Raw genomic sequence first — 22,269 nt, 5'->3', positions numbered from 1 at the left:
GTGGGTGTTGTTCTAAACTCAAGAGCGGCGACGGCACAGCTTTTCGGTGCTCTTGGCCATCTCCGACAGCGGACTTGGTTTCTACATAAAATCAAATTTATACACATAAAAAGAAAGAAGGTATTTTGCTTATGAACCTGATTTTTACTTTTCTTATTCTGAGCGGCATACTGGTGTCTTTTATGAACGGCAGGATTGATGTGGTGGTGAGTGCGGCGGCGTCATCGGCAGAAGCCGCAGTGGAAAGGGCCATTAGCCTGATCGCGGTGGTCAGCCTGTGGCTGGGAATAGCACGGGTGGCAGAAAAAGCAGGACTCATTGATGTCATGAGCAGAGCCATAGCCCCCTTTTTCCGATGGCTTTTTCCGTCAATACCTGAAGGCCATCCGGCGCTTGGATGCATTTTAATGAACCTTTCGGCCAATATGCTGGGCTTTGGCAGCGCCGCCACGCCTTTCGGGCTCAAGGCCATGCAGGAATTGCAGTCGTTAAACGAAAAACCCGATACCGCCTCGGAAGCCATGTGCACTTTCCTTGCCATAAATACTTCAAGCGTCACACTCGTTCCTGCCACGCTGGTTGCATTGAGGGCTTCGGCCGGATCCAGAAATCCGTCGGAAATAGTGGGCGCCGTGCTGTTTGCCACCACATGTTCTACTCTGGCGGCCATAGCGGGCGATTATGTTATGAGAATCATAAACAAAAAAATCGTACTGAAATAAAATTACGAAGGGGTGATAATTTGACGGCCGAAATGATGGGGTCCGGCGTATCCTGGGTCATACCCGTTTTAATTTTTGTGGTTTTTGTATACGCCAATGTTAAAAATATAAGGATTTTCGAAACCTTTGTGGAAGGAGCCAGAGACGGATTTTTTATGGCTGTAAGGCTTATACCCTATTTGATAGGCATATATGTGGCCGTCGGGATTTTCAGGGAATCGGGAGCCATTGATATTCTTGTGAATTTGCTTTCACCTATTCTTTCTCTGGTAAAAGCCCCTGCAGAAGTGCTGTTTTTATCCATAGTCAGGAGCCTGTCGGGGCCAGCAGCCCTGGGAATGATGCTGGAAATATTCGACACTCACGGGCCTGATTCCTTTATCGGCAGGCTGGCTTCCACTCTTATTGGCAGTACAGATACCACTTTTTATATCATTGCGGTGTACTTCGGATCGGTAGGAGTGCGAAAAACCCGCTACTCCATACCGGTGGGACTTTTTGCGGATTTTGTAAGCTTCTTGGCATCGGTCTACATAGTAAGAAAAATGTTTAAATAAAGAAATTCTTGCGCTTCATGGCTGCGAGTATGTTTGGGCGGGCTTTAGGGTAAATTTCTTCCATGCGATCCAGCAAGACTTTCATTTCATTGCGCTTGGTGGTTCCCGATACAGGGCAGGGGTTTTCAACGACCGGCAGATTTTTGGCGCCGGCAATAGTTTTTATGGTTCTTTCTTCGAGATAGATGAGCGGCCGTATCAGTGTAAGGTTTTTGCGCGAAAGATAAGTTTTTGGTTCAAAGGTGGCAAATCTTCCGGTGAAAATGAGGTTTAAAAAAAGCGTTTCCATAATGTCATCGGCGTGATGAGCCAGGGCCACCTTGTTGCAACCCAGCTTTATGGCGGCGTTATCCAGCGCCCCACGGCGCATTTTGGAACAGAGGGAACAGGGATTGGATTCCTTCCTTACATCAAGCACCAGAGGGCCAATTTTTGTTTCCACAATTTCGAGAGGAACATGTAACTCATTACAATATCTTTGAATGCGCGAATAATCAATACCCCATCCCAGATCTACGAATACCGCCAGCATGTCAAAATGGAAAGGTGAATATTTTCGCACCGCATCCAGTATGAATAAAAGGGCGGAAGAATCCTTTCCCCCCGATACTCCCACCGCGATTCTGTCATTTCTGTCTATCATGCGATAATCTATGATTGCTTTTTTTACCTTTGTTAAAAACCATTTGCCATAATTTCGGTCCATGAATTCCTCCGTTGGGATCAAAGGTTTTGCTCTTTTGCTATCAGTTTTACAGCCTCTATAGTCTTTTCCACATCCTGCTTTTCTATGCCATAATGTGTTACAAATCTAACAGAGGTACCGTAGCCCCCATTTATTTTTATACCGTAACCATAGAGCCGGCGGGCAAACTCCTTACCGTCTATGCCAATGCCGCTGATATCGCAGATTATAATATTAGTCTGTACTGTGTCCATGTCTATCTTAATTCCAGGTATGGTGTTGAGTCCTTCAGCCAGGAGCCGGGCATTGTCGTGGTCTTCCTGCAATCTTTTTGTCATTTTTTCCAGTGCTACAATGCCCGCCGCTGCCAGAAAACCGGCCTGGCGAAGGCCTCCACCCATCATCTTGCGGAACTTGCGAGCCCGGCTTATAAATTCTTTACTTCCCACCACCATGGAGCCTACCGGAGCACAAAGTCCCTTAGAAAGGCAGAACATCACAGAATCCGCGTATTTTGCGATTTCCTTTACGGGCACCTTGAGATATGTGGCTGCATTAAATATCCTGGCACCGTCCATGTGTACCGGAATATCATATTTATGGGCCACTTCATAGGTCTTCCGCAGCACATCCATTGGGATTACAGTGCCGCCGGCCCGGTTATGGGTGTTTTCTACGCAGATAAGACTGGTCCTGGGCTGATGGATATCGTCTTCCCGGATGGCTGCTTCTATATCTTCAGGGTTCATGGCCCCGTGTTTGCCCTTTATCAGCCTTGCCTGCACGCCGGAGAGATATCCTAAACCTCCCACTTCATAGGTTATAATATGGCACTTTTCCTCCAGAATAATCTCTTCTCCCGGCCTGGTATGGGTCATCACACAGACCTGATTCCCCTGGGTGCCGCTGGTGACGAACATGGCGGCTTCTTTGCCCATCATATCGGCCGCCATTTCTTCCAGCTTATTGATGGTGGGATCTTCTCCGTAAACATCATCTCCTACCTCGGCCTTATACATAGCCTCCCGCATCTCCTGGGTCGGCATGGTGACGGTATCGCTCCTCAAATCGATAAATTCCATATTACGGCCTCCTGCTCGCTTCGATTTTGTATGCTTAACAATAATTCTATATTAAAATTTAAAATCCTGCCGGACATTTGCCGAAGCAAAATTTATTGATTTGTATCAAAAAATACTGGTATAATAGGTTAGGGGACACACTTCCTTTTCTGAGGCAGGAAACTGCAGGAAGTGGAGGAATGCTCCCAATGTATATTTTAAAAAAATCCGGGCAGGAGGCGGCTGATTATGAATTACAGGATAAATATTCCCGATAAAGAGTTTTATACCTATGAAGATTATGCAAAGCTGCCGGAAGGTGCTCCATATCAATTAATAGGGGGTAAACTCATTATGACTCCTTCACCTACTCCATATCATCAATACATCTCCTCAAGAATAGAAAAAAAACTTATTGATTTTGTGGAGGAACGGGATTTGGGTCTGGTTTTTTATGCTCCTTTAGATGTTTATCTTGAAGAAAAGGAAACCTACCAGCCGGATATTATCTATATTTCCAAAGAAAGATTAAATATCATCGAAGACAAGATAAAAGGCGCACCGGACCTGGTGATGGAGATTTTGTCACCTTCTACCGCATATTATGATTTGCGTAAAAAAGCCAGGATTTATGCTCAACACGGGGTAAAGGAATACTGGATTGTGGACCCGGAGGAAAAATCCATAGAGATATATAAAAACAATAACGGCGTCTTTGAACTGGCACAAAAAGCGGAAGAGGAAGGAATAGTCAAATCTCTTATTTTAGAAGGTTTTGAGCTGGAAATAAAAGAAGTTTTTGTCAGTTTTAAATAATGAATCACCGTTAATAAATTCTAATTTAACATATAACCTCATTTCTGACTTCTCATTCAAGGAGTGATTTCATGAAGAAAACCGCCCATATTCGTGTATACGGCATAGTGCAGGGAGTGGGATTGAGGTATTCGGTCTTTCGAAAGGCTGCTGCGCTTTCGCTTACGGGGTATGTAAAGAATCTTTCCGACGGCAGTGTGGAAATTGTGGTTGAAGGGGAAGAGAAGGATATACAAAGCCTCCTGGATTACATAAAGACGGGCCTTCGATGGGCTCAGGTTGATGATGTAGAGGTAATATGGGATGAATATCGAGGAATATACAAAGATTTTGATATCAGGTATTAGTTTGTCATTTAGCGTTGAAGGTGATAGTTAAAATGGAACAGGGCTCTCTTTTTGAAAATAATTTAAAAGTAAATTCACCTCTGGCAGACAGAATGAGGCCCAGAAATCTTGATGAATTCGTGGGGCAGCGGCATCTTTTGGGCAGAGACAGGGCTTTAAGAAAACTCATAGAAAATGACAGCATCACTTCAATGATATTATGGGGACCGCCGGGTGTGGGCAAGACCACACTGGCGAGGATTATTGCGGAGAAGGCCCACGCCCACTTTGAAACCTTCAGCGCTGTGCTCTCTGGCATAAAGGAGATAAAAGAGGTTATGAAGGAAGCCGAAGAACGAAGGCGCTATGGACGGCGAACACTGCTTTTTATCGATGAGATACATCGTTTCAACAAATCCCAGCAGGATGCTTTTTTGCCCTATGTGGAAAAGGGCGATATCATACTGATAGGAGCCACCACGGAAAATCCTTCCTTTGAGCTAAACAGCGCACTTCTTTCCCGTTCCAAGGTATTTGTCATGAATCCCCTCAGCCCCGAAGACCTAGTGCTCCTGTTAAAAAGAGCCGTGTCGGATAAGGAGCGGGGCCTGGGCAAGCTCAAAATTGAGGCGGAAGATGATATTCTGTATAGAATTGCCAATTTTGCCAATGGTGACGCGCGAATAGCGCTCAACACCCTTGAGCTGGCAGCGTTGAGCTGCCGGCCGGACGAAGACGGGACATTGCGTATAACCCAACCGGTGCTGGAAGATGTCATGCAGAAGAAAACCCTGCTGTATGATAAAAAAGGAGAGGAACACTACAATCTGATTTCTGCGCTCCACAAATCCATGAGAAACAGCGACAGCGATGCTGCCGTATACTGGCTTGCCCGGATGCTGGAGGCGGGGGAAGACCCCCTTTACATAGCGAGACGCATGATCCGTTTTGCTTCCGAGGATGTGGGCCTGGCGGACCCGAGAGCTCTGGAACAGGCGGTGGCAGCCTATCAGGCGGCTCACTTCCTGGGCATGCCGGAGTGCAGTGTAAACCTCGCCCAGGCAGCGGTATATCTGGCGCTGGCTCCCAAATCCAATGCCCTCTACATAGGATACAATGCTGCCAAAAAAGATGCCCTGGATACTTTAGCGGAGCCAGTCCCCCTCCACATCAGAAACGCCCCTACAGGACTTATGAAACAGCTAGGTTATGGCGAGGGCTATAAATACGCCCATGATTTTGAAAACAAAATAGCGGATATGGATTGCCTGCCGGAGAATCTGAAAGGGAAACAATATTATTTGCCCACGGAACAGGGGATGGAGAGGAAATTCAAGGAAAGAAAAAACTACCTGGAAACGCTGAAAAAGGTTGAAAGGGACGAATAAAGAGCGATTGCAGCTTAAAATGGTGAATGTGGAGGAATTCGGCAAACAGATTGAAAATGAAGGTGGATTCTGGGTATGGCTTTCGGAGCATCTTTCGACTCACCCGAACCTGTCGAAACGTATAAGGGCATTGCAAGGGTTTTGTTCAGCAATTGTTGCCGAAAAAACTGACAGTGTTTTAACCACGTAAAAACTTATGATTATTAAATTAATGCAGGTTTTCGGTTTTATGTTACTTTTATCTGCAGCTGGTATCGTGTCGCAGCCCGGTTTGCCCTTTTCTGAGACTACCAAAAATATGGGGGGCATAGAATGGTTGAGAAGATAAAAGTAATGGTGGTGGACGATTCTGCTTTCATGCGGAAATTCATTTCAGACATGATTAATGCGGAGAAGGACATGGAAGTGGTCTTTTCTGCAAAGGATGGAATGGAAGCTGTGGAAAAAGCTCCGACGGTGAGACCGGATGTCATTACCATGGATGTGGAGATGCCTCGTAAAAACGGGCTTGAAGCTTTGAAGGAATTAATGGCGAGCGAAGAATGTTTCCAGGTGATAATGCTCAGCGGCTTGACCACCAAGGGGTCTTCGATAACAATGGAGGCTTTGTCGCTGGGTGCTTTTGATTTTGTTCAAAAACCTTCAGGCTTCACATATTTCAAGATAGACCATATAAAAAATGAACTGGTGGAAAAAATAAGGTATGCCTGGCAAAGAGGCAAAAAACTGAGAGAGAAAAACGGCAACCGGAGTTGTTTGAAATTGCGCTGGCAAGAAAAACACGATGCCGGTGGAAACAGAATAAAAGATGTGGCTGCTTCCTCAAATCAATATGCTGACAAAACCGCATCACCTGCCGAAACATTGAAACTCTCAAAGAAGCTCGAAGCCCTGGCTCTGGGAGCTTCCACCGGGGGTCCGAAGGTGCTGTATGATGTGATAACGGGTTTGCCCGGCGACATCGATATACCGGTATTTGTGGTACAGCACATGCCTGCTGGATTTACAAGGGCTTTTGCGGAAAGACTGGATATAAACAGCCCTCTGACCGTCACGGAAGCAACGGATGGTGAACCCATAACACCGGGGAAGGTATATATCGCGCCGGGAGGTTATCATATGACGGTGGCCGGCGATAGAATCAAGCTTGACACATCTGCTCCGCTGCACGGCGTAAGGCCGGCTGTGGACAGGCTGTTTATTTCCGCCGCCGAAAGATATAATAATGCCCTGCTCTGCTGCATTTTGACCGGGATGGGAAAGGACGGGGCGGCCGGAGTGAAGGAAGTGAAATCCCGGGGAGGAACGGTCATAGCCCAGGATGAAGCCACTTCGGTGGTTTACGGCATGCCGAAAGCGGCGTACGATACGGGGTGCGTGGACATGGTTTTGCCTGATTTCAAGATAGCGGAGGAAATAACAAAATTGATAAAAAAAGCCGGGAGATAAAAAAGGAGGCCTCTTGTGTGGATTGCTTAACTGACGTAAGAGGAATCAGAGTGGGTCACGCCGAAGACCTTCAAGCGGCCACAGGTTGTACGGTGGTAATTTGTGAAAGCGGAGCTGTGGCGGGAGTGGATGTGCGCGGAGGAGCACCAGGGACGCGAGAGACGGACCTGCTTGACCCGAAGAATCTGGTGGAAAAGGTACATGCCGTCTATTTGAGCGGCGGAAGTGCCTTTGGCCTCGACGGAGCTTCCGGGGTGATGCGCTATCTGGAAGAGCGGGGGATCGGGTTTGACACAGGCATCGCGAAAGTCCCCATTGTGCCGGGAGCGGTAATCTTCGACCTATCAACAGGAGACTCCAAAAAACGGCCTGATTTTAAAATGGGTTACGAGGCGTGTCTGAACGCCTCGGATAAAAACGACATGATGGGCAACGTGGGCGCCGGCACAGGCGCCACTGTTGGCAAGTACTTGGGAGACGAATTTTCCATGAAAGGAGGCCTGGGCACAGCCTCCATAAGAGCCGGACACCTTTTGGTGGGTGCTTTGGTAGTGGTGAACTGCCTGGGGGATGTGGTGGACCCGGAAAACGGAACCATTATCGCAGGGGCACTGAACATGGAAAAGACGGGTTTTGCCAATACCATAGAACTGATGAAAAGAGGCTTTTCGAGCGGTGCAGGCTTCGGGCGAAATACCACCATAGGGGTGATAGCCACCAATGCCAGGCTTTCAAAGGCAGGCGCCAATAAGGCCGCATCCATGGCCCACAACGGCCTCGCCAGGACTATAAGGCCGGTGCATACCATGTACGACGGGGATACCATATTTTGCCTTTCTGCAGGAGAAATCGATGCGGATGTTTCCACCGTTGGAGCCCTTGCGGCGGAAGCAGTGGCCAAAGCCGTGATCAGGGCGGTGGAACAAGCCGAAACTTTGTACGGAAGAATATGCTGCAGGGATTTGAGGGGGCCATCATGAGAAGAGCCGATATGGTTTTTGAAACGGTAATAAAACTTTGCGGCAAACAGTTGCGGGAAAGAGGGCGTGTTTCAGGGGTTACGGCCCTGGAAATTGCCCGCGATTTAAATTTGTACAGGTCAAATGTTTCAGCAGACTTGAATAAGCTTGTGAGAAGCGGGAAGCTGGAGAAGGTGAAGGGCAAGCCCACACTATACAAACCCGTTGGAAACTCGCAGGCAGAGCAGGCTGTTAATAGCGGGTCGCCGGAAGAAGCCTTTCAAAATCAGATGGAAAGACCGACGGTTTTTGATAGCATAATTGGAGCGCATTCGAGCCTGAAAACCGCCATACAACAGGCTAAAGCCGCCGTTTTATATCCGCCCGACGGACTTCATACTTTGATTATAGGGGATACCGGTACCGGCAAGAGCATGTTTGCCGAAATCATGTACACTTATGCCAAAGATAGGGGAAGGCTAAAGTCAAATGCGCCTTTTGTAGCACTTAATTGTGCGGACTATGCGAACAACCCGCAGCTTCTGGTATCCCAGCTTTTTGGGGCAAAAAAGGGGACGTACACTGGCCTGGATCAGGATAAAATCGGGCTGGTAGAGAGGGCGGACAATGGAGTTCTCTTTCTGGACGAAGTTCACAGGTTGCCGCCGGAGGGGCAGGAAATGTTGTTTTACCTTCTGGATAAGGGCATGTACAGGCGACTGGGCGAAGCTGAAGCTTACCGCAAGGCAAAGGTGTTTATAATCTGCGCCACTACGGAAAATATCCAGTCAACGCTGCTAAAGACATTCCTCCGGCGAATACCGGTAATTATCAGGTTGCCGGCCTTAAAAGACTGGTCACCGGGCGATAGACTGGAACTTGTAAAATACTTTTTCAGGTGTGAAGCAAATCTTTTAAAAGCCCCCATAACCGTTGAGGCAAATTCAATCAAACTGCTGCTATATTATGATTGCCCGGGCAATATCGGACAGTTGAGGCAAGACATCAAACTGACCTGTGCCAGGGCTTTTTTGGAATATATGCCCGGCAAAGACAAATCCCTTCGTATAGAAAGCCATTGCCTGCCTGAACCCGTCAAGGAAGGATTTGTGAGGAACAAAGGATACAGGGATCCTAAGGATATCGGCCTGGATGACGGAAATATGGTATTTTTGCCCGACGGTTCGGATCAAAAATACACCGCAGGTTCTGAAGGCGTATTGAACATATATGAAGCGCTGGAACAGCGGGTCAAAGCGTTAAAATCCAAAGGAATGAGCGACAGGGATATCCGCATGGTGATAAGCCTTGAAATGGATACATACATCAAGCGATACATCAGTTATGCCGCCAGGTTTGACAGGGACAATGCGACCCAATTGTATAAAATAGTGGATAAAAGGCTGGTGGACATAGTACGGCTGTTTCTGAGCTACGCTTCAAAAAGGCTGAACAGGACATTTTCAAACAAAATCCTTTTCGGGCTTTCAATACATATGTCTATTGCCATTGACAGGCTGAAAAGCGGAAAGATGATTTCCAATCCTCATCTAGAAGAGACAAAAAGGCTTTATGCGGCGGAATTTGACGCCTCCAAAGTCCTGCTCGAGACAATCGACAGGGAATTCGGCATGAGGCTCCCGGAGGACGAATTGGGTTTTGTGACGATGTTCCTTGTAATCGAAGATTATGCCAGAACCCTGGACAAGGCGCGTGTGGGTGTCGTCGTGGCAATGCACGGCGACAGTACGGCGACGTCTATGGCTGGTGTTGTCAACAAACTTTTGCAGGAGGAATGCGTGGTTCCCTATGACATGCCGCTTGAACAGCCTCCGGAAGTTGCCCTGGAAAATCTGACGGATCTGGTTGTCAGGGCTAATGAAGGAAGTGGCGTTGTTATGCTTGTCGATATGGGCTCCCTCGCCCTGTTCGGCGATATTATATTTAACAAAACGGGAATACCCATAAAGACCATTGATATGGCCAGCACTCCGATGGTGCTCGAAGCCGCGAGAAAATCCCAGATGCTGTCGCCGCTTGAAGATATATATGATTCTGTGATAAACTTCAGCCCCTACATAGGAAAAGCATATCTTAAATCAGAAGACTTCGATCGGGCAATAAAGGAGGATGTAATAGTAACCGCATGCATAACGGGCAGGGGGACAGCCTTGAAGCTGAAGGAAATCGTGGAGGGGTATTTGCTAAAGCTTGGAGCGGATGTGGATGTAATACCCGTGGAAATCACCTCTATGAAGGATTATGAATATAAAATCCAGACGATGAAACGAGAAAAAAATGTTCTCGCCGTAATAAGCACCTTTAAATATGATGATGCCTCGGTAATGTATATTCCGGCAACGGATATTCTGGCGAAAGATGGCCTTGATTTGTTGCGGCAGGCGGTGGAAAATGATGAAAACCTGCAGTTCCTCGAGCAAATGAAACGTTCAATGCAGGGAAAAATTGGAATTGATGTTGACAAATTTATGCATAATTTCACCTGTTTTTACCGCAAACTCAGGGTCCAGGGGATAGTCCTTACTCCGGATACGCTGGCAGGACTTGCCCTGCACATGGCCTGTGCGCTGGAAAAAATTTTGAGAGGGAATTATGAAGGCAATGCGGATGAAGCGGACGCAGCCAGATTCTTAAAACTGTATGACAATCAATATTCTTTAATAAAAGGCGCACTGTCGGAAATGGAAGATAGCTTTGGAATAACGTTTCCTCCATCTGAATATGTAAACGCAATTCGCTTGATACACTTTATTTAATACACTTCTTTACCCCTATATACACTTTGAAATACCTGCGAAAGTACAATACACATGCAATACACATTCGATGGCAACGGCAATACAATGATGGCATGGCCCTTGCAGAATCAATATAATACAAAAATATAGAAGAGGTGATTTTAGTGAAAGCCATCATTAAATTTCTGGAAGAACGTTTTATGCCGTTTGCCGGAAGGCTTGCGGAGCAAAGGCACTTGAAAGCGCTGCGGGAAGGCATTGTCGCAGTAATGCCACTTTTGCTGATTGGGTCCTTATTCATGATCATCGCTTATCCACCCGTTCAGAGTCTTGACAAAGCGGTGGAACCCTTCAGGAACGACCTTCTGAAAGTAACAAACGTTACCTTCGGGATCATGGCCCTGGCGGCCTCTTTCACGATCGCATATTCCCTTGCCAGGGCTTACAAAGTGGATCAACTCGCATCCGGGGTATTGAGCGTTTCGGCCTTTCTTCTTTCAATACCGGCTGCTGAAGGAGGAGGGCTTGCCACGGCATGGTTTGGAAGTAAAGGCCTGTTCGTGGCCATGCTGCTGGCGCTTTTTGCCGTGGAGATACAGAGGTTTTTCATGGAAAGAGACATGTTCATTAAGATGCCGCCGGAGGTTCCGCCATTTGTGGCTAGGTCCTTTGCGGCACTGGTGCCCGGATTTGTCATTTTATTTGCGGTATGGGCAGTAAATACGGCATTGATAAAAAGTGTGAATCTGGCACTTCCGGAGGCGATAAACAACGTTATCGGCATTCCCGTAATGAATCTAGGATCTTCGCTGCCCGCCACGCTGATTGCGATTATAGTGATTCAACTGCTGTGGTGCGTGGGCATACAGGGCGCGGATATCGTGGCAGTTTTTCTGGGGCCTGTCTGGCTTGCCCTGTCGGAGCAGAATGCGGCGGCCAAGGCTGCCGGGACGGCATTGCCGAACATCATATCAAATCAGTATATCTACATCTTTGTATTTGTGGGCGGGGCCGGAGCCACATTTGCACTGGCACTGCTGCTGCTCAATACAAAATCCGCCCAGTTGAGGGCCATCGGGAAAGCAGGAATCTGGTCCACATTTTTCAACGTTAACGAACCCATAACATTTGGGATGCCGATTATTATGAATCCGGTAATGTTCATCCCGTTTATACTGGCTCCTGTGGTTGCGGGAATAATTACATATATGGCTATGGCATTGAATTTGGTGGCAAGGCCATATGCAATCGTGCCATGGACCACTCCCGTGTTTATAAGCGGTTTCCTGGCTACCGGAGATTGGAAGGCCATTTTACTGCAGATGGTAAATCTTGTGGCAACTGCAATCGTTTATTATCCTTTCCTCAAGCTCTGGGACAGGATGAAGCTGGAGGAAGAATCACAGCGCTAGGAGGTAATCTTAATGAACATATTGCTTGTATGCGCCGGAGGAATGTCTACCAGTTTGCTGGTTGAAAGGATGAGAAAAGAAATAGAAAAGAGAAACCTGAAAGAAGTAAAGGTGGATGCCAACGCGATTGAAAACCTCGAAAAGATTATCGATGATTATGATGTGATACTGGTTGGCCCGCAGATAAGGTACAAAGAACCCTATATAAAAAATCTGTGCGACGAGCATAAAAAGCCGTATACCATTATTCCTCCGGCCATATACGGATTGGTGGATGAAGCAAGGATTCTTGATTTTGCATTAAATCTCAAAAAATGAAGAGGAGACAAGAATGGACTACGAAAGGATAGTGTTTGCAATCATCGCTCATGCGGGCAATGCCCGCAGCCTCTGTTTCGACGCACTTAAATTTGCAAAAGAAGGTCTATTTGACAGGGCCTATCAGAATATAGCCCAGGCAAAGGAAGAACTGCTCCAGGCGCATAATATCCAGAGCGATCTGCTGCATAAAGAGGCTGCCGGAGAAAAGCACGACTTCGGGCTATTGATGGTTCATGCACAGGACCATCTCATGTGTGCCATGCTTGCAAAGGATCTGGTGGAAGAATTCATGGATATGTACAGGGCCATGAATGATAAAAGCAGGAACAGTTAAAACAAATGTGGAGGTTTTGCCGTGAAGAGGATATTTGAATTGAGTTTCGGCGATATTATGAGCTATTCTAAAAAAGATCTGCTCGAATCAATAAAGGCTTCAGAAGGCAGGGCTTTAATGGCTGAAACCGATATAGCAAAGCAGCCCATTGTCTACGGGGTGAGCAACCCTGAACTGGCTGCGGCCTTTGGCGCCGATATGATCACACTTAATCTGTTCGATTTTGATGCTCCTTTTATTCTGGGCATTGACGACTGCGACATGAAAATCTCCGGCATTCATGATATTGCCGGTATGGTGGATGAAGTCAACAAACGAATATGCCGCAACCAAACCGATGGAGAATATGTAAAAAAAGCCAAGGCAATCATCGGGAGGTTCCTCGGGGTGAACATGGAGCCGGTGCCAGACGGGATTGATTACCCCCGGGGCAGGAAATTGACGAGAGAAAATCTGATAAAAGCCAAGCAACTTGGATTTGACTACATAGTAATCACTGCCAATCCAAAGACCGGAATCACAAATCGCGACATATTGGAAGGAATTAATGCAGCTGCCGAAATACTTGGAGACGATACTGTAATTATTGCGGGGAAGATGCACGGAGCAGGCGGCGGGAACATTTACGACCCGCAGGTAATCAGAGATTTTGCCGGCGCAGGGGCGGATATCGTTTTGATATGCGCGCCGGGCACCGTGCCGGGAATGGATCAGGACTTGTGCCGGCGTCAGATAGAAGCGATCCACGAAACGGGGAAGCTGGCACTGACGGCCATAGGGACTTCCCAGGAAGGGTCAAGCAGCCAGATTATAGAGCAGATCGCGTTGATGTCGAAAATGGCCGGAGCCGACATTCAGCATATAGGAGATGCCGGCTATGGTGGAATCGCCCTGCCGGAAAACATTATGGCCCTTTCCGTTGCAATCCGCGGAAAGCGGCACACCTACAGGCGCATGGGATACTCCATGAGGAAATAAAGACGACTTTTACAATTTACTAGCTCTGTATGTGCATGTATTATGGAATAAGCTGGTAGCGCTCAGATGACAGGCTCGTGCCACAAACGGCGTGCTGAGCGTGTCCTCGGCCAATATAATGCCGCAGATTTATTCATAAACAGGCGGTGGTGCCATAACCACCGGCTTTTTTATATAGCAAGAAAGGTCGCTCTATAGGCGGTTCCGATTTATTCCGCTGACCACCAGTTGCTGTATAATACTGAAATGGCCGTCTTCAATACCGTATTGCAATGCGGGGATAAAAATGTTAAAATATTCTAAAGAGAGGAGGAAGGGTTATGGCAATGGCTGATCCCAAAAAGGAAGTTGCCGCCGGGATGGACGAGCCGCAGCATAATGAGCCTAAAATAACAGAAATGGGTTATTTTTATTTATCCCAGCAGTTAATAAATATATCGCAAAATGTGGCCGACCTCAGAAAAGAAATAAGCGATGTTCGAAACAGCATTGATATAAGATTCGACAGCCAAAGAAAAGAAACCAATGATTTAAGAAACAACATTGATATAAAATTCGACAATCAGAAAAAAGAAATCAACGATTTAAGAAACAACATAGATGTAAGATTAGACAATCAGAAAAAAGAAATCAATGATTTAAGAAACAACATAGATGTAAGATTAGACAATCAGCGAAAAGAAATCAATGATTTAAAAAATAACATCGATATAAGATTCGAAAGCCAGAGAAAAGAAATCAACGATTTAAAAAGCAGCATTGACGCAAGGTTTGATAACCAGGACAAGGAAATTAATGCTTTAAGAAGCAGCATTGATGCAAGGTTTGACAACCAAAAAAAGGAAATTGATGATTTAAAAAACAATATTGATATAAGATTTGACAATCAGCGAAAAGAAATGATGGATTTAAGAAAAGAAATTGATCAAAAAATCAACGATCTCAGAGCCGAAATAAAGGAAAATAACCGGGACTTAATTCAGGAAATGCGGAACCTGCGTTTATGGTATATAGGAACCCTGATAACCATAGTACTTGCCGCAGCAGGCTGGTTTTTAACAAGATACTGATAAGTCTTTAATATCGCCATGCATTTGAGTTTATGCAGTGGGATAAAAAAATGATTTAAACCGTTCCGTTTTTCAAATTAATAAAACGGAACGGTTTTTATATATTCTTTGCAAATTTGCGTTCTTATTTTAAATTTTTATTTTATTGGATAGCAAAAATTATATTGACAACTTACATACTAATATGTTAATATGTAAGTAAATCTGAAGCTGCTTAATAGTAACAAGATTATATTACTGAGGTAATGTGCTCAACTTTTTTGCAGGTAATATAATTTGGAACAATATATACCTATTCCACCAAAGTATTAAATTGCCAAGCAAAATCAAAATATAAATACAAGTCACAACTAAACTTTTATTCGAGCGTAAAAATTTATCATAAACCTTGAAATTACAAGTCAACTAAAAGGAGGCAATAGTTTGAGCACGAAGATCAAGGATATAAAAGTCATTCTTACTGCCCCACAAGGAATAAATCTGGTAGTTGTTAAAGTTGAAACAACAGATGATGGCCTTTACGGCCTTGGCTGCGCAACATTTTCATACCGTCATTTGGTTGTTAAATGTTTGGTTGAGGAATATTTAAGACCGCTGCTTATTGGTAGAAATGTCGAAGATATAGAAGAGATATGGCAGCTTATGCATCAAAATGCTTATTGGAGAAATGGACCTGTAGAAAATAGTGCGATTTCTGGCGTGGATATGGCACTTTGGGATATTAAGGGCAAAATGGCTAATATGCCATTGTATCAACTATTTGGGGGCAAATGTCGCGAAGGCGTGCCAATATATCGTCATGCGGATGGTAAGGATGTCAATGAAATATGTGAGAATATAGCGCGATACAAGGAGCAGGGAATTATGCATATCCGTTGCCAGTGCGGTGGATATGGAGGGGGTAAATACGGAAAAGCTCCTATAAATACACCAAAAGGGGCGCAGGATGGTATATATCTTGATCAGAAAAAATATATGCGCGATACAATTAAACTATTTGAACACATCCGCAGTAAAATCGGCTTTGATGTAGCCCTTTGTCATGATGTTCACGGTCGGTTAAGTCCGAATCAAGCGATCCAGTTTGCTAAAGCTCTTGAGCCTTATGACTTATTTTTTCTGGAAGATGCAGTTTCATTGGAACAGGGAGACTGGCTACGACAGCTTCGCAATCATACATCAATTCCTCTGGCGCAGGGTGAATTATTCAGCAATCCATATGAGTGGAAGACGCTCATAACCGAACAATTGATAGATTATATTCGTGTACACATTAGCCAAATAGGTGGCATTACACCAGCAAGAAAGCTACAAATATTTGCAGAACAATTCGGTATAAAGACTGCCTGGCACGGACCAGGTGATATGTCTCCAGTAGGCCATGCAGCCAATATACACCTCGATCTTGCAGCAAGAAATTTTGGTATCCAAGAATGGTCAGGTACTGAACCGCCAAACTTTATCATACAAGAGCTCAAAGGCAAGTCCGAAGCGTTGCTGGAAGTATTTCCAGGTCTCCCGGAGTTAAAAAACGGCTTTGTGTATGCCAATAACAAACCTGGTTTAGGTGTCGATATTAATGAAAAAGAAGCCGCTAAATACCCGTGTGAGAATACTGTCACAACCTGGACACAAACAAGACTGATGGATGGCTCCTTACAAACCCCTTAAAGAGCCTTATGACAATAAGGCCATTAAATATAAAAAATATAAGTTCAAGGAGAGGGTTAACATGGTTATGATGAAAAAAGTAATTAGTATTTTATTGGTGGCTTTATGCGTTGCTGCATTGCTAACCGGCTGTGGAGCTAACTCCGATTCGAAACAGAATCAGAATTCAGGCGAAGGTCAGTCGGTATCAGGAGCTATTGAATTGAGAATGAGTCAGACATCGGCTTCCGATGGTGCCATAGGGCAATCTATGGAAAAGTTTGCTGAAATGATAAAAGAAAAGACAAACGGCAGATATGTTATACACACCTTTCATAATGGGCAGTTGGGTGGAGAGCGTGACAATGTTGAGGCATGCCAGATAGGTAATTTGGATATTGCTGTTGTAAACCAGAGTGTATTGGGAAATTTTGTACCTGAAATATCAGCTATTGATTTACCATACGTCATTACAAGTTATGAGCATGCTGATAAGGTATTTCTTGGCGAAATCGGCAATAATTTTTTAGCCAGGTTAGATAGCGTCGGACTTAAAGGCTTGGGTATCTGGGAATCGGGATTTAGAAACCTCACAAATAACAAGAGGGATATCAATTCGGTAGAAGATGTAAAAGGTCTACGCATAAGGGTAATGGAAAATAAGATACACCAGGATTTATGGAGGACATTAGGCGCAGACCCGGTTCCAATGGCATGGGGAGATGCTTATACCGCGCTGCAGCAAGGAGCAATCGATGGCCAGGAGAACCCTTGTACCGTAATTGATAAAAATAATGTAGCTGAAGTCAATAAAAAACTTGCTATCACGGAACATTGCTATTCAACTGTGTTCATTATAATGAGTCCAAAGACATGGAATTCACTTAGCGATGAAGATAAAGAGATTTTTAAAGAGGCCATTAAAGAAGCTGGTAATTATGAACGCGAGTTAAGTCGTAAGATGGATAAGGAAGCAGTTGCTAATCTTAAAAACAAGGGAATGGTTGTTACCTATCCTGATAAACAGGAATTCATCGATGCTTCTCAGCCAGTAAGAGATGAATATGGAAAGGAATACGCAGTTCTTCTTGAAAAGATTGAGGCATTAAAATAATTTTTTATTTAAGGCGCGCTTTAAAAAGCGCGCCGTCCAAAATTTAATGTATATAAAATTGGGGAGAGATTTATTTTGGACGTAATATTGCAGTTTTATAAAAGGTTTCAAAAAGCAGTTGAAGGGGTTATAGGGCTAACTTTAGTATTGATCATGGTGGTTATTTTTGTACAGACTTTTACAAGGTATGTTGTTTTTTACAGTCTTCCATGGTCAGAAGAATTGTCGCGTTATTTGTTTGTTTTCATGATAATGCTTGGCATCAATATCGGTATAAGTAAAGACATGATGGTACGCATTGACTTAATTGATAATTTTTTGCCGGCCAAGGCAAAATATTATTTCGGCTTGGTGCGCGACATAGTTTCGCTGATTGCTGCCTGCTATCTTTTTTACAGCACTATTGGCATGATTAAAATCGGAGCATTCCAGAAAAGCCCGGCAATGAACATACCGATGAATATTATGTACAGCATTATGTTTGTTGGATTTTTATTGGCTGTGTTTTCGGTGGCAGTCAAGATTATTGAACGCCTCAGGAATAAGTAGAGGGAGGTTGTTTTATAAATGACAATTCCTGCGATCATGTTGGTTACAGTATTACTTGTATTGATGGGGCTGGGCATGCCGATAACTTGGGCATTAGTATCTGCATGTATCTCGGCCATAATTTTTGATCCTTCTCTTTCATTCATGGCCCTTACACAAAAGATATTTGTAGGATGCGATAACTTTGCCATGTTGGCAATCCCCGCTTTTTTCCTGGCCGGAGACATAATGGCTAAAGGCGGATTATCTAAAAGATTGGTTTCTTTTGCTGATTCTTTAGTTGGATGGATTTCTGGAGGGATTTCGCTAGTTTCAATTGTAGCATGCACTTTTTTTGCGGCGATTTCCGGCTCATCTGTTGCAACAACTGCTGCTATTGGCAGCCTTATGTATCCTGAAATGGTAAAAAGAGGTTATCCTAAAGATTATTCTGCAGCCGTTCAGGCAATAGGAGGAACACTCGGCATTGTAATACCGCCCAGCACGGTTTTTGTTATTTATGGAAATATAACCGGAGTTTCGGTGGCAAAACTTTTGATGTCTGGAATGATTCCGGGTATTATTACAGGGGTATTTCTTTGCGTTTATGCATATTATAAGGCAATAAAGTACAACTATCCAAGGGAGGAAAGATTTTCATTTGTTCGTTTCCTGCGTTCTTTTAAAGATGCAGTTTGGGCATTAATAATGCCTTTGATAATTTTGGGTGGAATATATGCGGGCATCTTCACACCGACTGAATCTGCTGTGGTTGCAGTATTTTATGGTTTTTTGGTATGCATTGCTATTTACAGAGAAATAAGCGGCAAGGACCTTTGGGAGATAGTCCGAAGTACCGCTATAAGCACTGCAAATCTGATGTTTCTTGTTGTAAGCGCTCAAATGTTCGGATACTTAATCACTTACTACAGAATTCCTGTGTTTGTTACTAATGCTTTTATGACGGTTGCAAGCAATGGGTATGTGTTTATGGGATTGGTTATTGTACTGTTGCTCATTTGCGGTATGTTTTTAGAAGTTGGCGCTACCAATCTTATTCTTGGTCCTATTCTCGCACCGATTGCCGTTAAGTTTGGTATTGACCCGGTACATTTTGGGATGGTTTTTGTGTTTCTGCTTGCGTTAGGACAAGCAACGCCGCCATTTGGCACAACAATGTTCGTTTCCTGCGGCATAAGTAACGAGCCTGTTAGCAAAGTTGCAAAATCGCTTATTCCTTTTGTTATTGTGGAGGTAATCTGTGCAATTTTATTCGCATATATTCCTATATTATCATTATTCTTGCCGTCGCTGGTTTCCCATTGAGTTATTTTTTATTAGTTACATGGCATATTATCAAAAATTATGAAGGGATGTGTGTTTAGATGAAAGAAGTTGTTATTACAAAGCCTCGTGAATATGTTATACGAGAGGTACCAATTCCTGAGCCGGGGGATTATGAAGTGCTAGTTCAAATGAAAGCAGCAGGAGTATGCGGTTCTGATTTTCATATTTATCATGGTACCAATCCCTGTACAACCTACCCAAGAATTTTGGGGCACGAGAATGCAGGGGTTGTGGTCAAAGTGGGACCTAAGGTTACAAAAGTTAAGGTTGGTGACCGGGTGGTAATCGATTTGATAATAACCTGTGGTGAATGCTATCAATGCAAAATAGGCAGACCAAACGTTTGTGAAAATGTAAGGGTGCGTGGAAGTAGTGCTGACGGAGGTTTCCGTGAATATATAACTGCGCCAGAAGATGATGTTTATGTATTTCCGGAAAGCATTCCTTTTAAAGATGCGGCGCTTGTAGAACCATTTGCCATAGGGGCGCATTGCACAGCTCGTGGAAGAGTTGTTCCTGAAGACATAGTGTTTATTCTGGGTACAGGTACAATTGGTTCTATAATATTACAAACATGTAAAAACAAGGGATGTACTGTTATTTGCTGTGACATTAATCAGGATATGCTTGAACGTGCAAAAGCTTATGGAGCGGATTATGTTATAAACAGTAAAGATGAGGATGTTGTCGCTCGAGTGCAGGAAATTACAAATGGAAAGGGAGTCACAATAGCATTCGATTCTGCCTGTTTCCAGGGGTCTTTAACAAAGCTTTTTGAGCCTGGGTTGGTAAGAAACGCTGGTAGAATTGTAAGCCTTGGTTTTACAACAGCCCCAGAATCAATATCGCAGGCGTTATTGGATCAGCGAGAATTAGATCTAATAGGGTCCAGGATGTCGTGCTATCAATTTGAATCTGTCATTGATAAATTTGTCAATAAAGTATTCAATTTAGAGGGGATTGCCACAACATTTATCAAATTTAGTGAAATAGATAAGGTTTTTTATTACATGGATAATCCCGATCCCAGTGTAAGGAAGATGGTAATACTTTTTGACTGATATTTTTATTAGATAACACCATTTTAAGCCAAGGGGAGAGATAATTGTGGTTCATCCGTTGTTCGATATAACTGGAAAAAAGGCAATTGTATCAGGTGGCACCAGAGGTCTGGGCTATGGCATGACCGAAGGACTTTTGGAAGCAGGATGCGAGGTTGCAATTATTGGTTCTTCTGACAGGGTTTTTAAGACAGCCGAGGAGTTTTGCAATAAGGGATACAAATGCTATGGAGTTAAGGCTGATCTGAGACATCGTGAAGAAGTATACAATTCGTTCAATCAGGCATTGGGAAAGCTTGGCGGCGATTTGGATATTCTTGTAACAGCAGCAGGAATTCAGCGAAGACACTCTGCTGAGGAATTTCCTATTGAAGAATGGGATGAAGTAATCAATATTAACTTGAACGCAGTTTTCATACAATGCCAGCTGGCGGGACGCATTATGCTTAAAAAAGGATATGGTAAAATCATTAACGTTGCATCTATGGCAAGTTTTTTCGGTGGCCAAACAGTTCCTGCTTATTCTGCGGCAAAAGGAGGAGTTATGCAGCTGACCAAAGAGTTGACTAATGATTGGGCTGGAAGGGGAATTAATATAAATGCGATTGCCCCCGGGTATATGGCAACGGATATGAATTCAGCCTTACTTGCCAATGAAACTAGAAGAAGGCAGATATCGGAAAGAATTCCGGCTCAGCGCTGGGGATTACCCGATGATTTGAAGGGAGTTACTATTTTTCTGGCATCTAAGGCAAGCGATTATGTGAACGGGGCAATCATTCCTGTAGACGGTGGGTATCTTGTAAAATAGCATCATTTTTATATAATTCAATCGCATTGCTGAAAAGATCAGAAATTGCTCAAAAATACATTGACTTTTCACAAGGCAGCACATATAATCATTATCAGAAAAAGGGAAAGTGGGTATATGTAGTGCTTGAAGTATTAGAAAGAAGCAGAAGGGAAACCGCAAGAGAATATGTAATTAGGGTATTGCAGCATAACATTGTAAATTTAAACCTAAAGCCTGGGCAGGCCATAAGTGAAAATGAAATTGCTGAACTGCTTGGTGTAAGCCGCACTCCTGTAAGGGAAGCCCTTATAGAGCTTTCCAGAGCTTCGATAGTGGAGATATATCCCCAGAAGGGGACATATATTTCGTTGATTGATATGGAAATGGTGGAGGAATCCCGCTTCATGCGGTGCGTACTGGAAAAGGCAATAGTAGAACTGGCCTGCGATATGCTTTCCGAGAATGATTTTGTTGCTCTGGAGGATAATCTCAGTCTGCAGGATTCCTGCGTGAACCGCAGAGACTACAAGCGTCTTCTAAATCTTGACAACAAATTCCATGAGCTTTTGTTCAAAGCCTGCAACAAGGAAAGGACCTATAATCTTATCGCGAGCATGATGACACATTTTAACAGGGTGCGCATCCTAAACCTCGCAGAAATGGATATGCAAAGGACTGTAAACGACCATAAAGAAATATTACAGGCCATAAAGGATAAAGACAAACAAAAGGCGGTAGCTTCTATGGAAAGACATCTCACACGGGTGATTTTTGACCAGAGCTATCTAGCAGAAAAACATCCGGAATACTTTAAAAAGAAATGAGTTTTTTGTTTGTTGTGGATTATAGCCTCCCATATACAGCCTGCCATCAGCATGGGAGGCTGTTTTCATTGAGGCAGGCATTAGCGCGTCCTCAGCGGGCACTGATATTAAACGA

General features: G+C 44.2%; 23 protein-coding genes. 21 read left to right on the top strand and 2 right to left on the bottom strand.

Annotated elements, in window-relative coordinates; translation table 11 throughout:
- Positions 1-131 precede the first annotated feature (131 nt).
- Entirely contained in the window at positions 132-722 is a 591-nt protein-coding gene (locus AC6I1H_RS04980) for a nucleoside recognition domain-containing protein (protein WP_497739872.1), read from the top strand.
- 20 nt (positions 723-742) lie between these two features.
- Entirely contained in the window at positions 743-1,279 is a 537-nt protein-coding gene (locus AC6I1H_RS04975) for a spore maturation protein (RefSeq protein WP_497739871.1), read from the top strand.
- Here AC6I1H_RS04975 and AC6I1H_RS04970 read toward each other — a convergent pair.
- Entirely contained in the window at positions 1,272-1,985 is a 714-nt protein-coding gene (locus AC6I1H_RS04970; protein ID WP_497739870.1) for a tRNA lysidine(34) synthetase, read from the bottom strand. The two genes, AC6I1H_RS04975 and AC6I1H_RS04970, sit on opposite strands and share 8 nt — an antisense overlap.
- Before the next feature lie 17 nt (positions 1,986-2,002).
- Complete coding sequence (ltaE, locus tag AC6I1H_RS04965) at positions 2,003-3,046, bottom strand: low-specificity L-threonine aldolase (RefSeq protein WP_497739869.1); 1,044 nt, start codon at positions 3,044-3,046, stop codon at positions 2,003-2,005.
- 228 nt (positions 3,047-3,274) lie between these two features.
- On the opposite strand from ltaE, the gene AC6I1H_RS04960 reads away from it, so the two are divergent.
- From AC6I1H_RS04960 to AC6I1H_RS04870, 19 genes are all read left to right on the top strand, one after another.
- Entirely contained in the window at positions 3,275-3,841 is a 567-nt protein-coding gene (locus tag AC6I1H_RS04960; RefSeq protein ID WP_497739868.1) for a Uma2 family endonuclease, read from the top strand.
- Positions 3,842-3,912: 71 nt separating this feature from the next.
- Positions 3,913-4,188, top strand: coding sequence for an acylphosphatase (locus AC6I1H_RS04955; protein WP_497739867.1), 276 nt, complete (start codon positions 3,913-3,915; stop codon positions 4,186-4,188).
- A gap of 32 nt (positions 4,189-4,220) precedes the next feature.
- Positions 4,221-5,555 (top strand): replication-associated recombination protein A, encoded by a 1,335-nt coding sequence (locus AC6I1H_RS04950; protein ID WP_497739866.1) that lies wholly within the window; start codon positions 4,221-4,223, stop codon positions 5,553-5,555.
- A 7-nt stretch (positions 5,556-5,562) separates the two neighbouring features.
- A complete protein-coding gene (locus AC6I1H_RS04945; RefSeq protein WP_497739865.1) occupies positions 5,563-5,745 on the top strand; it encodes a hypothetical protein in 183 nt (60 codons plus the stop codon).
- 122 nt (positions 5,746-5,867) lie between these two features.
- Positions 5,868-7,004 (top strand): protein-glutamate methylesterase/protein-glutamine glutaminase, encoded by a 1,137-nt coding sequence (locus AC6I1H_RS04940; RefSeq protein ID WP_497739864.1) that lies wholly within the window; start codon positions 5,868-5,870, stop codon positions 7,002-7,004.
- A 17-nt stretch (positions 7,005-7,021) separates the two neighbouring features.
- Entirely contained in the window at positions 7,022-7,984 is a 963-nt protein-coding gene (locus tag AC6I1H_RS04935; RefSeq protein ID WP_497739863.1) for a P1 family peptidase, read from the top strand.
- Positions 7,981-10,740, top strand: a complete 2,760-nt coding sequence (locus AC6I1H_RS04930) for a sigma-54-dependent transcriptional regulator (RefSeq protein WP_497739862.1) — start codon at positions 7,981-7,983, stop codon at positions 10,738-10,740. The genes AC6I1H_RS04935 and AC6I1H_RS04930 overlap by 4 nt, the downstream gene beginning before the upstream one ends.
- 146 nt (positions 10,741-10,886) lie before the next feature.
- The gene (locus AC6I1H_RS04925; protein ID WP_497739861.1) at positions 10,887-12,134 is read left to right on the top strand and encodes a PTS sugar transporter subunit IIC; all 1,248 of its coding nucleotides are present in this window, start codon (positions 10,887-10,889) and stop codon (positions 12,132-12,134) included.
- A gap of 12 nt (positions 12,135-12,146) precedes the next feature.
- Positions 12,147-12,452: a PTS sugar transporter subunit IIB gene (locus tag AC6I1H_RS04920; protein ID WP_497739860.1), complete on the top strand. Its 306-nt coding sequence runs from the start codon at positions 12,147-12,149 to the stop codon at positions 12,450-12,452.
- A 13-nt stretch (positions 12,453-12,465) separates the two neighbouring features.
- Positions 12,466-12,789, top strand: coding sequence for a PTS lactose/cellobiose transporter subunit IIA (locus AC6I1H_RS04915; protein WP_497739859.1), 324 nt, complete (start codon positions 12,466-12,468; stop codon positions 12,787-12,789).
- Between the two features lie 21 nt (positions 12,790-12,810).
- Positions 12,811-13,767 (top strand): DUF7916 family protein, encoded by a 957-nt coding sequence (locus AC6I1H_RS04910; protein WP_497739858.1) that lies wholly within the window; start codon positions 12,811-12,813, stop codon positions 13,765-13,767.
- A 320-nt stretch (positions 13,768-14,087) separates the two neighbouring features.
- Positions 14,088-14,837, top strand: a complete 750-nt coding sequence (locus AC6I1H_RS04905) for a hypothetical protein (protein WP_497739857.1) — start codon at positions 14,088-14,090, stop codon at positions 14,835-14,837.
- A 423-nt stretch (positions 14,838-15,260) separates the two neighbouring features.
- A complete protein-coding gene (locus tag AC6I1H_RS04900; RefSeq protein ID WP_497739856.1) occupies positions 15,261-16,508 on the top strand; it encodes an enolase C-terminal domain-like protein in 1,248 nt (415 codons plus the stop codon).
- Positions 16,509-16,569: 61 nt separating this feature from the next.
- Positions 16,570-17,601: a TRAP transporter substrate-binding protein gene (locus AC6I1H_RS04895; protein ID WP_497739855.1), complete on the top strand. Its 1,032-nt coding sequence runs from the start codon at positions 16,570-16,572 to the stop codon at positions 17,599-17,601.
- A 75-nt stretch (positions 17,602-17,676) separates the two neighbouring features.
- The gene (locus tag AC6I1H_RS04890) at positions 17,677-18,150 is read left to right on the top strand and encodes a TRAP transporter small permease (RefSeq protein ID WP_497739854.1); all 474 of its coding nucleotides are present in this window, start codon (positions 17,677-17,679) and stop codon (positions 18,148-18,150) included.
- 18 nt (positions 18,151-18,168) lie between these two features.
- A complete protein-coding gene (locus AC6I1H_RS04885; RefSeq protein WP_497739853.1) occupies positions 18,169-19,455 on the top strand; it encodes a TRAP transporter large permease in 1,287 nt (428 codons plus the stop codon).
- 59 nt (positions 19,456-19,514) lie between these two features.
- Positions 19,515-20,537 carry an alcohol dehydrogenase catalytic domain-containing protein gene (locus AC6I1H_RS04880; RefSeq protein ID WP_497739852.1) on the top strand — a complete coding sequence of 341 codons (1,023 nt, stop codon included), beginning with the start codon at positions 19,515-19,517 and terminating at the stop codon, positions 20,535-20,537.
- A 46-nt stretch (positions 20,538-20,583) separates the two neighbouring features.
- Positions 20,584-21,348: an SDR family oxidoreductase gene (locus tag AC6I1H_RS04875; protein ID WP_497739851.1), complete on the top strand. Its 765-nt coding sequence runs from the start codon at positions 20,584-20,586 to the stop codon at positions 21,346-21,348.
- Between the two features lie 122 nt (positions 21,349-21,470).
- A complete protein-coding gene (locus AC6I1H_RS04870) occupies positions 21,471-22,154 on the top strand; it encodes a GntR family transcriptional regulator (RefSeq protein ID WP_497739850.1) in 684 nt (227 codons plus the stop codon).
- Positions 22,155-22,269 lie beyond the last annotated feature (115 nt).

It is taken from the genome of Biomaibacter sp. TOL (assembly GCF_059717795.1).
This window is presented reverse-complemented; position numbering and strand designations above follow the sequence as displayed.